The sequence below is a fragment of the Rhizobium sp. UFLA01-1127 genome, from assembly GCF_059803845.1.
The window spans coordinates 40510-53491 of sequence record NZ_JAUQTZ010000035.1 but is presented as its reverse complement, the minus strand read 5'-3'; the positions used below and the strand labels follow the sequence as shown (position 1 = coordinate 53491).

The window sequence follows — 12982 nt, the reverse complement described above, 5'->3', positions numbered from 1 at the left end:
TATGTCGAGGGCATGGAAGACGCCGAAGGCGACTGGATCAGTGCGGCGCGCGCCGTCGTCGGCGATGACTGTATGGTTTCGGCGAGCTATGATCTGCACGGCAACGTCACCCAGCGCATCATCGACGCGCTCGACATGTACTCGACCTATCGCACGGCGCCGCATATCGATGTCGAGGAGACCATGCGCCGCGCTGTCAAGATGCTGACGGAAAGCCTAAAGACCGGCGTAAAGCCGATCCTGCTTTGGGCGCCTATCCCCGTGGTTTTGCCCGGCGAACGCACCAGCACCGTCGATGAACCGGCCAAGAGCCTTTACGACATGCTGCCTGCAATCGATGCGATCGACGGCGTTTGGGATGCATCGCTCATGGTCGGCTATGTCTGGGCCGACGAGCCGCGCGCAACGGCCGCCGCCATCATGACCGGCACGGAGCGCACGGTGCTCGAGCGGGAAGCAAAACGCCTGGCGCAAGCCTATTGGGACGCGCGTAAGGATTTCATTTTCGGCTCTGAGACCGGCTCGATCGAGGGATGCGTCGCAAAAGCGATTGCTAGTTCGACCGCACCGGTGGTTCTGGCGGAATCCGGCGACAATCCGACAGGCGGCGGTGTCGGCGACCGGGCCGATGTGCTGGCAGAACTGATTTCCAAAGAAGCCGATGGCGTAATCTTCGCAGGCATTGCCGACAAGGCGGCCACGCAGGCCTGCTATGCTGCCGGCGTCGGAGCCACCCTCGATCTTTCCGTCGGCGCATCGCTGGACACCAAGGGCAGCAAGCCGGTAAAGGGCAGCTTCACCGTCAAATTCCTGCTCGATGCAGCAGAGGCGAGCGATGCGCAAGCTGTCGTATCCATCGGCGGTATCGACCTTGTTCTGTCCGCCAAACGCCGCCCCTATCACAACATCGCCGATTTCACCCGCCTCGGTCTCGATCCGCATGAGGCGAAGATCATTGTCGTCAAATCGGGTTATCTCTCGCCGGAATTGGCGCCGATCGCCAACCCGAACCTAATGGCGCTGTCGCCCGGCGTCGTTGACCAGTTCGTCGAACGCCTGCCGCGACTGCGCAAGCAGAAGCCGACCTACCCCTTTGATAAGGATTTCGATTTCATCCCCGTCACGGGCATTTCGGCTCGCGCCATCGGTCGCTGAACGTCCCGGGCGAGCGACCAAAAGCCGGTTCAAGATTCCGAGGGCGGTTCGTTTTTTCACGGGCCGCCTTATACATCGCGCACAAACATTGTGCATCGCCAAAATTGCACAAAAAAGCGCTTGACGCTGTGATCGAGTTAATTTTCTATTGAACCAATCAAAAATTGGTTCACTCCTTATCATGACAGCCAGCAACCTTCCGGAGAATTCGGTTCACGCCCTGGAAAGGCTCCGCGTGCTTTTGAATTCCGCCGATCTGCCAGCGGACGGAAAGCTGCCGACCGAGAGGGCGCTTTCGGAAACGCTCGGCGTCAGCCGGCGCGCGATCCGAAGAGCGCTCGAGGTGCTGGAAGCGGAAGGCCGCGTCTGGCGACGCCAGGGGTCCGGAACCTATGTCGGGCAACGCCCGGACGATTGGAGCCGGCATGTCAGCTCGCTTGTCGCCGGCACGGATCTCATGGAGGTCATGGAAGTCCGCCTGCGCATCGAGCCGCAGCTCGCCCAGCTCGCCGCCATGCGCGCCAAGCCCGACGACATCGACCGCATGTACGAACTGGCAAGAAAAATCACCGCCAGTGACGATGCCGACAGCCGGGAACTCTGGGATGGTGCATTGCACCGGCTGATTGCGCAAAGTGCCGGGAACCAGTTCTTTCTGACCATTTTCGACGTGATCAATCATGTCCGCCAGGACGAATCCTGGCAAACCATTCGCGAATTGGCCCGCAGCATCAACAAGACCCGCCCGGTCTCCTATGCGCAGCATAGAGCGATCATCGATGCGATTGCGGTGCGCAACCCGCTGAAAGCGGCAGAAGCCATGCGCGAACATCTTCTGATGCTTCAGGAAAGTCTGATCCGCATCACCTCGCTCGACGGACAAACCTCGCAACGGCAATTGTCCGAGGAGGTCGGCTGAGCATCCGCACGACACCGTGATGAATAACGGCCGAAGAGGAAAACGGTCGAGGACGCGGTGAACGACAATGATAAACAGGAGAACGAGATGAAGATCGCCAAATTCGTGACATCGCTTGCCGCCGGCGCCCTGATCGCGCTTCCGTCCCTAGCCGTCGAGCTGAAGATCGGCCTGCAGGACGACGCCGACGCGCTGGACCCCGCCCAATCCCGCACCTTCGTCGGCCGCATCGTCTATACCGCGCTCTGCGACAAGCTCGTCGACGTGACACCGGACCTGAAATTCGTGCCGCAGCTTGCCACCTCCTGGAAATGGTCCGCCGACGGCAAGCAGCTGGTCATGGAGCTGCGCCAGGGCGTCAAATTCCAGGATGAAACACCATTCAACGCCCAAGCCGTCGTCGACAACATCCAACGCTATCAGACCATGCCGGAATCGCGCCGCAAGAGCGAGCTTTCCTCCGTCGCCAAGGTCGAAGCGACAGGCGAATACGAAGTCACCTTCACCCTGAAGGCACCTGACGTCACGCTGCTTGCCCAGCTTTCCGACCGCTCCGGCATGATGGTCTCACCGGCAGCCGCAAAGGCTGCCGGCGCCAAATTCGGCGATCATCCCGTCTGCTCCGGTCCATTCAAATTCGTCGAGCGTGTGCAGCAGGACCGCATCGTGCTGGAGAAATTCCAGGACTACTGGAACAAGGACAATATCTTCATCGACAAGGTGACCTACCTGCCAATCCCCGATACGACGGTGCGCCTCGCAAACCTGCGTTCCGGCGATCTCGACATGATCGAGCGCGTCGCGGCATCCGATGCCGGCACGGTCAAGAACGATCCCAGTCTCGTCTATGCCGATGCTGTCGGCACCGGCTGGCTCGGCGTCTACGCCAATATCGGCAACGGTTCGCGCGCCGACAATCCGATCGGCAAGGACAAGCGCCTGCGCCAGGCCTTCTCGCTGGCAATCGACCGTGAAGCCGCCATGCAGATCGTCTTCGACGGCACCGGGCTTGCCGGCAACCAGCCTTTCGCACCGAACAGCCCCTGGTTCGACAAGAATATTCCGGTGCCGGCCCGCGATCTCGACACGGCCAAGGCGCTGGTGAAGGAAGCCGGTTTCGACCGCATCCCGGTCGAGCTCGCCGTCACCAACAATCCCGTGTCGATGCAGATGATGCAGATCATCCAATCGATGGTTGCCGAAGCCGGCTTCGATGTGACGCTGAAGACCACCGAATTCGCAACCCTGCTCGACGCGCAGTCGAGCGGCAATTACCAGCTCAGCCGCTCCGACTGGTCCGGCCGCTCCGATCCCGACGGCAATATCCAGCAGTTCGTGACGACTGGCGCCGGCCTCAACGATTCCAAATACAGCAATCCGGAAGTCGACAAGCTGCTGCTCGAGGCGCGTCAGTCGCAGGACAATGCCGTTCGCAAGCAGAAATACGACGCTGCCGAGGCAATCCTCAACCAGGATTTGCCGATCATCTTCCTCGGGCATCAAGCCTGGATCTGGGCCTATAACAAGAAAATATCCGGCTTCGTGCCCTCCCCCGACGGAATGATCCGCCTCGTGGGCGTCAAGAAGAGCGGCTGACCGACCAGCGCCATGCGGGTTCCTTCCCGCATGGCCCTTTTTCCTTCGGCAAGGATCTGCCCATGTATAGCTATATCGGAAAGAGGCTGCTCGTCGCCATCCCGACGCTGCTGATCATTTCGATCTTCGTCTTCTCCCTGCAGAAGCTTCTGCCCGGCGATCCAGTACTTGCCATGGCCGGCGAAGAGCGCGATCCGCAAGTCCTGGAGCAACTCCGCGAGAAATATCGGCTGAACGACCCAGTCATCTATCAATATGGCTATTGGCTGCAAGGTGTCGCCAAGGGCGATCTCGGCGTTTCGCTACGCACCAATCAGCCGGTTCTGACGCTCATTGCCGAAAAGCTGCCGGTGACGATCCAGCTCGCCGTCATGTCGATGATCTTCGCTTTCGCAATCGGCATTCCCATGGGCATCCTGGCCGCCGTGAAGAAGAACACCTTCATCGACTTTCTCGCCAATATCGTCGCCCTGTGCGGGCTGTCGGTGCCCAACTTCTGGCTCGGCATCATGCTGATCCTGCTGGTCTCGGTGAAGCTCCATTGGCTGCCGGCCTCCGGCTACCAACCGTTCTTCAACGACCCATGGCGTTCGATCCAGACGATGCTGATGCCATCCTTTGTCCTCGGCAACGCGCTGGCGGCGACCTTGATGCGCCACACGCGGTCTTCGATGCTGAGCGTGCTGAGCGCGGACTATATCCGCACAGCCCGCGCCAAGGGCCTGCCGGAAACCGCCGTCGTGCTTCAGCATAGTTTCCGCAACGCCATCCTGCCCGTCGTCACCGTCAGCGCCCTGCTGTTCGGCGAGCTTCTGGCCGGTGCCGTGCTCACCGAGCAGATATTCACCATCCCGGGTTTCGGCAAGCTGATCGTCGATGCGGTCTTCAACCGGGATTACGCCGTCGTCCAGGGCGTGGTGCTCTGCACCGCCATCGGCTTCATCGCCATGAACCTCATCGCCGATATTCTCTACGTCCTCCTCAATCCGCGCATGAGGGCAGCCCTATGAGCACGATCGTTCAGGCGACTGCCGCAGACGCTTCCGCAAAACGCGCTCCCAACCGCGCCTGGCGCAAGCTGCGAGCCAACAAGGGCGCGCTGGTCGGGCTTGCGATCATCCTGTTCTTTACCGCACTCGCCGCGCTGGCATCGCTCCTTCCGATTCCTGATCCGATCGCGACCAGCTGGTCGGCGATCCGCAAGGCGCCGTCGGCCGCCCATTGGCTTGGCACCGACGATCTCGGCCGGGACATTCTCTCCCGCATGATATGGGGTGCGCGAGCGTCCTTGATGGCCGGCATCTTCTCGGTCGCCATCGCGGTTGCAATCGGCGTGCCCTTCGGCCTGATCTCGGGTTACTACGGCGGCTGGATCGATCAGATCATCTCGCGCATCACCGAAGCCTTCCTGGCGATGCCTTTCCTCATCACCGCCATTGCGCTTGCCGCCTTCCTCGGCCCAAGCCTCACTAATGCGATGATCGCGATCGGCTTTTCGGCAACGCCCGTCTTCGTGCGGCTGACGCGCGGCCAGGTGCTGGCGATCAAGACGGAGGATTATGTCGAGGGTGCCCGGTCGATCGGTCTGCGCCACTTCAGCATCATCACCCGCTATATCCTGCCGAACGTGTTTGCGCCGATCCTCGTTCAGGCCACGCTCACCATCGCGACGGCGATCATCGCGGAGGCGAGCCTCTCCTTCCTCGGCCTCGGCCAGCAGCCACCTGCCCCAAGCTGGGGCTCGATGCTCAATGTCGCCAAGAACTATCTCGAACAGGCGCCCTGGATGGCCATGTGGCCGGGGGCTGCCATTTTCCTCGTCGTGATCGGCTTCAATCTTCTCGGCGACGGCCTGCGCGACGCGCTCGACCCGCGCGAAGCATGAATAAACTGAAAAGGATGCCCCAATGACCGCATTCACCACCCGCCCCGAAATCCTAGGTACTTTCGGCGTCGTCACATCGACGCACTGGATCGCGTCCGCCGTCGGCATGAGCATTCTCGAAAAAGGCGGCAACGCCTTCGACGCCGCAGTTGCGACCGGTTTCGTGCTGCAGATCGTCGAGCCGCATCTTTGCGGACCTGGCGGCGATATGCCCGCCATCCTCTATTCGAAGAGGAAGGACAGGATCGAGGTCATCTGCGCCCAAGGACCGGCGCCGGCCGGCGCGACGATCGAGCGCTATGCACGCGAAGGGCTGAAGCTAATCCCTGGTGATGGCCTGCTTGCGACAGTTATCCCCGGAGCCTTCGATGGCTGGATGCTGATGCTGCGTGATTATGGCCGGCTGACGGTCCGCGACGTTCTCGAACCGGCAATCCACTATGCCGAAAACGGGCACCCCGTTCTGCCGCGCGTTTCCGCGACCATTGCAGGACTTGCCGATTTCTATCGCAAGGAATGGCCGACCTCCCACGAGACCTGGCTTCCCGGCGGAGCAGCTCCCGAACCCTGGTCCAATTTCAAGAACCCCGTTCTCGCCGAAACCTGGAAACGGGTCGTTGCGGAGGCGGAAAGCAAGAGCGATCGTGAGGCACAGATCGAAGCGGCGCGCGATGCCTATTATCGCGGCTTCGTCGCCGAAGCGATCGACACCTATGTCAGCAAGGCGGAGGTCATGGATGCGAGCGGGGCGCGTCATAAAGGCGTGCTGACGGCCAATGACATGGCCAACTGGAAAGCGACGATCGAAGAGCCGCTGACCTACGATTATCACGGCTGGACAGTCGCCAAGATTGGTCCCTGGGGTCAAGGACCCGTCTTCCTGCAGGCGCTGTCGCTGCTCAAAGGTTTCGATCTGGCCAGCATGGCCCCCGCCGGAGCCGAGTTCGTCCACACCGTCACCGAGGCCATGAAGCTCGCCTTTGCCGATAGAGAAGTCTATTACGGCGACCCGAATTTCACGAATGTACCGCTCGAAACCCTGCTGTCGGATGCCTATGCCGATGAGCGGCGCCGGCTGATTTCGCCGGAAGCATCGCTCGCCTTGCACCCGGGCAAATTGGCCGGCTTTGAAGATCAGTACGACCTTACAATGAAGATGCTCGAAGCACCGGAGGCCAAAAGCGGCGCGGTCTACGAGCCGACAATGGCGCATCTCACCGAGAAGCGCGGCGATACCGTCCATATCGATGTCATCGACCGCGAGGGCAACATGGTGTCGGTGACGCCCTCCGGCGGCTGGCTGCAGTCCTCGCCGATCATTCCCGGCCTCGGCTTCTGCCTGAACTCGCGCGCACAGATGTTCTGGCTGCGGCCGGGCCTGCCCTCCTCGCTTGCACCAGGCAAGCGGCCGCGCACGACGCTAACCCCGACGATGGCGCTGCATGAGGGCCGCCCGACCCTTGCTTTCGGCACGCCCGGTGGCGATCAGCAGGAGCAATGGCAGCTCTCCTTCTTCTTGCGCTATGTCCATCACGGGCTGAACCTGCAGGAGGCGATCGATAAGCCGTTGTTTCACAGCACGCATTTCCCGAGCTCCTTCTATCCGCGCACGCGCGAGCCCGGCGGCCTGACGGCGGAGGCGAATTTCAGCGCAGACGTGCTCGAAGCGCTCCGCAGGAAGGGCCACAAGCTGACCGTTGCGCCGGAATGGACTGTCGGCCGGCTGACTGCCGCGCGGCGCGACGCCGACGGCCTGTTGCGCGCTGCGGCGACACCGCGTTTGATGCAAGCCTACGCTATCGGGAGATAGAACCGATGACGTGGTCCATCGTCGCCCGCGAGCCGGAAACGGGAAACCTCGCCATCGCCGTCGCCACCCGCTTCTTTGCCGTCGGCAGCATCGTGCCGCATATTCGCGGCGGCATCGGCGCAGTTGCAACGCAGGCCTTCGCCAGCCCGCTTTACGGCATCGACGGACTTGCCATGCTGGCCGCTGGGCATGCGCCTGACGAAATCGTCGAAGCACTGAGTGCCCGTGACGAAGGCCGCGAACAACGCCAGTTCCATCTGATCGACAGCAGCGGCAGCAACGTTGCCTTTACCGGCGCGAAGTGCATCGATTGGGCCGGGCATCTGGTCGATGACAATGTTTCGGTCGCCGGCAATATGCTGGCGGGTCCGCAAGTGATCGCCGAGACGCTCGCAACGTTCAAGAAAACGAAGGGAAAGCCGCTTGCCGAGCGTCTGCTCGAAGCAATGCGAGCGGGCGAGGCAGCCGGTGGCGACAAGAGGGGCAAGCAATCGGCCGCGCTGGTCATCCATCGTGATCAGGACTATGCATGGCTGAACATCCGTGCAGACGATAGCGCCGACCCGCTTGCCGAGCTCGAACGGCTCTATGCAGTCGCGCAGGAGCGCTACCTGCATGTCGCCGAAACCATGCCGACACGGGAAAACCCCAGCGGCATGACCGACCGGCGCGAGATCGACGAAAAGATTGCCGCGCTGGAGGCCAGGAGGATTGCCGAAGGCCGCCTTTCCGCATCTTATGCCACGATGGCAGAATGAAAAAGGGGACACCATGCCGATCACTGCAGCGCAGGCCACCGATCCGGATGCTCAGTCCATTCTCTCCGTCGCCGATCTGACGACCTCGTTTCTCGTCGACGGAGAATGGCGCCCGGTGGTCAAGAATATCTCCTTTGACGTCATGCCGGGAGAAACGGTCGCCATCGTCGGCGAAAGCGGCTCCGGCAAGAGCGTGACCTCGCTCTCGATCATGCGCCTGCTTGCCAGGGGCAGCAGCCGCATCGAAGGCTCGATCCGGCTGAACGGCCGCGATCTCCTTGCTTTGCCGGAGACGGAAATGCGCAAGGTGCGCGGCAAGGACGCCGCGATGATCTTCCAGGAACCGATGACTTCTCTCAATCCGATCTTCACCATCGGCCGGCAGATTTCCGAGGCACTGACCTGCCATGGCAATATTTCCAAGGCTGAAGCGAAGGCGGAAACGATCCGCCTCCTGGAAAAGGTGCGCATCCCCAATGCATCCTCCCGTTTCGACGAATATCCGCACCAGTTTTCCGGCGGCATGCGACAGCGCGTCATGATCGCCATGGCGCTTGCCAGCCGTCCGAAACTGCTGATTGCCGACGAGCCGACGACCGCGCTCGACGTGACGATCCAGGGCCAGATCCTCGACCTCATCAAGGTCCTGCAGGAAGAGGAAGGCATGTCGGTGCTCTTCATCACCCACGACATGGGCGTCGTCGCCGAGATTTCCGACCGCACCATCGTCATGTATCGCGGCGAGGCGGTGGAGACCGGCAGGACCGACGATATCTTCCATCGCGGCAGTCATCCCTATACCCGCGCGCTACTGTCGGCCGTACCGCGGCTCGGCTCGATGAAGGATCAGTCGCAGCCGCTGCGCTTTCCGACCGTCGACGCCAGCACCGGTGAACGCAGCGAACCGAAAGCGCTTGCCGATACCGTCGATCACGGCAAGACGCCGGTACTGGAGGTCAAAAACCTCGTTACCCGCTTCGACCTCCATGGCGGCCTGCTCGCCCGCCCGACCGGCGCCATCCATGCTGTCGAGAATGTCTCCTTCAATCTTGCCCAGGGAGAAACGCTGTCGCTGGTCGGAGAATCCGGTTGCGGCAAGTCAACGACGGGCCGTTCCATCATGCGCCTCATCACGCCAAAGTCCGGCGAAGTTCGGCTCGACGGCTATGATGTGATGAAACTGGGCTCGCTCGAACTGCGCCGGATGCGCCGCAGTATCCAGATGATCTTTCAGGACCCGTTTGCCAGCCTCAACCCGCGCATGACGATCGGCGCCGCGGTTGCCGAACCCTTCATCGAGCATCGCTTGGGCTCGCGCGCCGAAGCCCGGGAGAAGGCCGCCGATCTTCTGGAGCGCGTCGGCCTGAAGGCGGATATGATGAGCCGCTATCCGCATGAATTTTCGGGCGGCCAGCGCCAGCGCATCTGCATTGCCCGCGCGCTCGCGCTCGATCCGAAGGTGATCGTCGCTGACGAGAGCGTCTCGGCGCTCGACGTGTCGATCAAGGCGCAGGTCTGCAATCTGCTGATGGACCTGCAGCAGAGCCTCAACCTCTCCTATCTCTTCATCTCGCACGACATGGCTGTGGTCGAGCGCGTCAGCCACCGCGTCGCCGTTATGTATCTCGGCGAAATCGTCGAAATCGGACCGCGGGCATCCGTGTTCGAAAATCCGCAGCATCCCTATACCAGGAAGCTGATCGCAGCGGTTCCGGTGCCGGACCCGTCACGGCGCGGCATTCGGCGCAACCTTGCCGTCGACGAGTTGAAGAGCCCGGTGCGCCCGGTCGGATACGTCCCACCGACCCGGCAGTATCGCGAAGTGTCCCGCGGTCACCTGGTTCGGATGGAAGAAGCCGCCTGAAGCGGTTTCTGACCTTGACGCCGCCGATTTCCCGGCAAATATCGGTATCCTGTTTCCCATCTGGAGTGAATGATATGACCGATAGCGTGCTCGATATTCCGGTAAAGAGGATCGACGGCAGCGACACGACGCTTGCCGACTATCGCGGCAAGGTCATCATGGTCGTCAATGTCGCATCGAAATGCGGCCTGACGGTGCAGTACGAAGGTCTGGAAAAGCTCTACCAGGAAAAGCGCGGCGACGGCCTGGTCATCGCCGGCTTTCCGGCCAACGACTTCAAGGGCCAGGAGCCAGGCACCAACGACGAAATATTGAGCTTCTGCACCCTGACCTATGACGTGCAGTTCCCGATGTTCTCCAAGATCGCCGTGACAGGCGAAGAGCGCCACCCGCTCTATGACGAGCTCATCGCCTCCGGCGTCGAGACGATCGGAGACGGGCCGATGCGCGAACGGCTTGCGAAACACGGTCTCGAAACCGGGCAGGACGGCGGCATCGTCTGGAATTTCGAGAAATTCCTGATCGGCCGTAACGGCAAGGTTGCCGCCCGTTTTGCCCCTGACGTAACGGCGGACGATCCGCGCCTGATCTCGGTTCTCGAAAAAGAACTGGCTCACACCGACTGAAAATCGCGTCAATCCCGATAAAAACTTCAATTAATTCAGAACAATAGGCTATATCTTTGCCGGCGGGGCGAATATTACTTCGCCTTGCTATCTCGTTGCTTACCCGCACGCTCAGGAGTATTTTCAAGTTTCCGAATATATCGGACAGAACGCTACATCAATTCTGGGAGGAAGATGTCATGCGCGAACCTGATATGCAGAAACTCGATGCATTGGTTGGGCGCCTGGTCGGCGACGTCGGCGCGGCGGTTTCGGGTGTGCTGGTGACACTCGGGGATCACCTGGGTCTGTTCAAGGCCATGGCGGACGGAACGCCGATGACGTCGGCGGAGCTTGCCGACAAGGTTGGCGTAAAGGAGCGCTATGTGCGCGAATGGCTGTCGGCTCAAGCCGCGGCCGATTATGTCAGTTATGACGACGAAACCGAGCGCTTCTATCTGACGCCGGAACAGGCCATGGTATTTGCCGAGGAAAGCAGCCCCGCCTTCTTCAACGGCGCCTTCGATGTCGTCCAATCCATGTGGCTCGACGAGCCGAAGATCGCCAATGCCTTCAAGACCGGCAGCGGCTTCGGCTGGCATGAGCACAGCGCCTGTCTGTTCCGCGGCACCGAGCGGTTTTTCCGGCCAGGCTATAACAGTCATCTTGTTACGGAATGGATCCCGGCGCTGGACGGCGTGCATGAAAAGCTTCAGGCCGGTGCCGCCGTTGCGGATGTCGGCTGCGGCCACGGTGCCTCGACCATCCTGATGGCGCAGGCCTATCCGAACTCGACCTTCTTCGGCTTCGATTACCACCTGCCATCGATCGAGCGGGCGCAAGCTGCCGCCAAGCAGGCGGGCGTTGATGGCCGGATCACCTTCGAGCAGGCAAGCGCCAAGGACTTCCCGGCTGCCGGTTATGATCTTGTCACCATGTTCGATTGCCTGCACGACATGGGCGATCCGGTTGGCGCCGGCAAACACGTCAAGGAAAGCCTTGCCGACGACGGCACCTGGATGATCGTCGAACCCTTTGCGCATGATTGCCTGAAAGACAATCTCAACCCGGTCGGCCGTGTCTTTTACGGCGCCTCGACAATGATCTGCACACCGGCCTCGCTGTCGCAGGAGGTCGGTCTGGGCTTGGGCGCGCAGGCCGGCGAGCTGAAGCTGCGCAAGGTTGCCATGGATGCGGGCTATTCGCATTTCCGCAAGGCGACCGAAACGCCGTTCAACATGGTCTTCGAAGTCAGGCCGTGAAATTGCGCCGCGCGCCTTTGCGAAGGCGCGGCACGGCATCTCATAGACGCTGCCCGTCTTCGCCGAACAAAGATGCGAGCGCCGGCTGGAAATAGACCGGCTGCTCGCTGTCGAGCGCGACATCCTCGTCGGCATCGATGCGCACCGACATGGTCTCGTTGCCCACCTGCCCCCAGATCAGATTGTCCGAGCCCATGGGCTCGACAATTGTGAAGGTTGCCGGCAGATTAGAAACCCGGCCGCCTGTAGGGTGGAACTGCATCTGTTCCGGCCGGACGCCGAGCGCCGCCTTGCGGCCTTCGCCGGGCGTGCCGGAAAACTCGTAACCGTTGAGATCAATCATGCGGCCGTCGGGCAATGCAAAGGCCGGCACGCCGCCATTGCTCGTCACCTGCCCGGACAGAAAGTTCATCGAGGGTGAACCGACGAAGCCTGCAACGAAGCGATTGACCGGACGCCGGTAGATTTCCTTGGGCGTGGCGAATTGCTGGATGACCCCGCCGCTCATGACGGCGATACGATCAGCAAGCGTCAAAGCTTCGATCTGGTCGTGCGTCACATAGATCATGGTCGAGCCAAGACCACTATGCAGGCGCTTCAGCTCGACGCGGAGTTCGGTTCGAAGCTTGGCGTCGAGATTGGAGAGCGGCTCGTCGAACAGAAAGACATCGACATCGCGCACCAGGGCGCGGCCGATGGCGACGCGCTGGCGCTGGCCGCCCGACAGTTCGCCCGGCCGCCGCTTGCGCAAGGGATCGATCTGCAGGATCTGCACGGCGCGACCGACACGCTTAGCAATCTCTTCTTTCGGCATGCCGGCGATGCGCAGCCCGAAGGAGAGATTTCCTTCGACCGTCATCGTCGGATAGAGCGCGTAGGACTGGAACACCATGCCGATGCCGCGATCCTTCGGCTCCTCCCAGGTGACGTTCCTGTCGCCGATCCAGATCTGGCCGTCGCTGATATCCGTCAGCCCGGCGATGGCGTTGAGCAGGGTCGACTTGCCGCAGCCGGAGGGGCCGAGCAGCACGATGAACTCGCCGGATCGTATCTCCAGATTGAGCGACTTCAGGACGCTGACACTGCCGAAATCGATTGCGAGTTCACGAATGGAAACATTGGCCATGA

Annotated in this window: 11 protein-coding genes; 10 read left to right on the top strand and 1 reads right to left on the bottom strand. The window is 61.3% G+C overall.

Translation table 11 applies throughout. The features are described from left to right. The 10 genes from Q4Q11_RS11565 to Q4Q11_RS11520 form a co-directional block, all read left to right on the top strand. A partial coding sequence (locus Q4Q11_RS11565) for a M81 family metallopeptidase (protein ID WP_498569554.1) occupies positions 1 to 1155 on the top strand: 1155 nt, incomplete at its 5' end. Positions 1156 to 1336: 181 nt separating this feature from the next. Beyond that, entirely contained in the window at positions 1337 to 2074 is a 738-nt protein-coding gene (locus Q4Q11_RS11560) for a FadR/GntR family transcriptional regulator (protein ID WP_112512655.1), read from the top strand. An 87-nt stretch (positions 2075 to 2161) separates the two neighbouring features. After that, positions 2162 to 3670, top strand: a complete 1509-nt coding sequence (locus tag Q4Q11_RS11555; RefSeq protein WP_498569553.1) for an ABC transporter substrate-binding protein — start codon at positions 2162 to 2164, stop codon at positions 3668 to 3670. A 62-nt stretch (positions 3671 to 3732) separates the two neighbouring features. Further along, positions 3733 to 4680, top strand: coding sequence for an ABC transporter permease (locus Q4Q11_RS11550; RefSeq protein WP_498569552.1), 948 nt, complete (start codon positions 3733 to 3735; stop codon positions 4678 to 4680). Continuing rightward, on the top strand, positions 4677 to 5555 hold the full coding sequence (locus tag Q4Q11_RS11545; RefSeq protein ID WP_498569551.1) for an ABC transporter permease: 879 nt from the start codon (positions 4677 to 4679) through the stop codon (positions 5553 to 5555). Before Q4Q11_RS11550 ends, Q4Q11_RS11545 begins: the two co-directional genes overlap by 4 nt. Positions 5556 to 5577: 22 nt before the next feature. After that, positions 5578 to 7365: a gamma-glutamyltransferase family protein gene (locus Q4Q11_RS11540; protein WP_498569550.1), complete on the top strand. Its 1788-nt coding sequence runs from the start codon at positions 5578 to 5580 to the stop codon at positions 7363 to 7365. 5 nt (positions 7366 to 7370) lie between these two features. Continuing rightward, on the top strand, positions 7371 to 8123 hold the full coding sequence (locus tag Q4Q11_RS11535) for a DUF1028 domain-containing protein (RefSeq protein ID WP_112512660.1): 753 nt from the start codon (positions 7371 to 7373) through the stop codon (positions 8121 to 8123). A gap of 13 nt (positions 8124 to 8136) precedes the next feature. After that, positions 8137 to 9987, top strand: a complete 1851-nt coding sequence (locus tag Q4Q11_RS11530; protein ID WP_498569549.1) for an ABC transporter ATP-binding protein — start codon at positions 8137 to 8139, stop codon at positions 9985 to 9987. A 74-nt stretch (positions 9988 to 10061) separates the two neighbouring features. Further along, positions 10062 to 10613 (top strand): glutathione peroxidase, encoded by a 552-nt coding sequence (locus tag Q4Q11_RS11525; RefSeq protein WP_498569548.1) that lies wholly within the window; start codon positions 10062 to 10064, stop codon positions 10611 to 10613. Between the two features lie 179 nt (positions 10614 to 10792). Next, entirely contained in the window at positions 10793 to 11854 is a 1062-nt protein-coding gene (locus tag Q4Q11_RS11520) for a class I SAM-dependent methyltransferase (RefSeq protein ID WP_112512663.1), read from the top strand. 40 nt (positions 11855 to 11894) lie between these two features. Here the strand turns inward: Q4Q11_RS11520 and Q4Q11_RS11515 are convergent, their stop codons facing one another. Further along, positions 11895 to 12980, bottom strand: coding sequence for an ATP-binding cassette domain-containing protein (locus Q4Q11_RS11515; RefSeq protein WP_112512664.1), 1086 nt, complete (start codon positions 12978 to 12980; stop codon positions 11895 to 11897). Positions 12981 to 12982: the final 2 nt, after the last annotated feature.

Coding starts and splice junctions, on each gene's coding strand:
- Q4Q11_RS11540 (WP_498569550.1), top strand. CDS start 5,578: ATGACCGCATTCACCACCCGCCCCGAAATCCTAGGTACTTTCGGCGTC.
- Q4Q11_RS11530 (WP_498569549.1), top strand. CDS start 8,137: ATGCCGATCACTGCAGCGCAGGCCACCGATCCGGATGCTCAGTCCATT.
- Q4Q11_RS11515 (WP_112512664.1), bottom strand. CDS start 12,980: ATGGCCAATGTTTCCATTCGTGAACTCGCAATCGATTTCGGCAGTGTC.
- Q4Q11_RS11520 (WP_112512663.1), top strand. CDS start 10,793: ATGCGCGAACCTGATATGCAGAAACTCGATGCATTGGTTGGGCGCCTG.
- Q4Q11_RS11545 (WP_498569551.1), top strand. CDS start 4,677: ATGAGCACGATCGTTCAGGCGACTGCCGCAGACGCTTCCGCAAAACGC.
- Q4Q11_RS11555 (WP_498569553.1), top strand. CDS start 2,162: ATGAAGATCGCCAAATTCGTGACATCGCTTGCCGCCGGCGCCCTGATC.
- Q4Q11_RS11550 (WP_498569552.1), top strand. CDS start 3,733: ATGTATAGCTATATCGGAAAGAGGCTGCTCGTCGCCATCCCGACGCTG.
- Q4Q11_RS11525 (WP_498569548.1), top strand. CDS start 10,062: ATGACCGATAGCGTGCTCGATATTCCGGTAAAGAGGATCGACGGCAGC.
- Q4Q11_RS11535 (WP_112512660.1), top strand. CDS start 7,371: ATGACGTGGTCCATCGTCGCCCGCGAGCCGGAAACGGGAAACCTCGCC.
- Q4Q11_RS11560 (WP_112512655.1), top strand. CDS start 1,337: ATGACAGCCAGCAACCTTCCGGAGAATTCGGTTCACGCCCTGGAAAGG.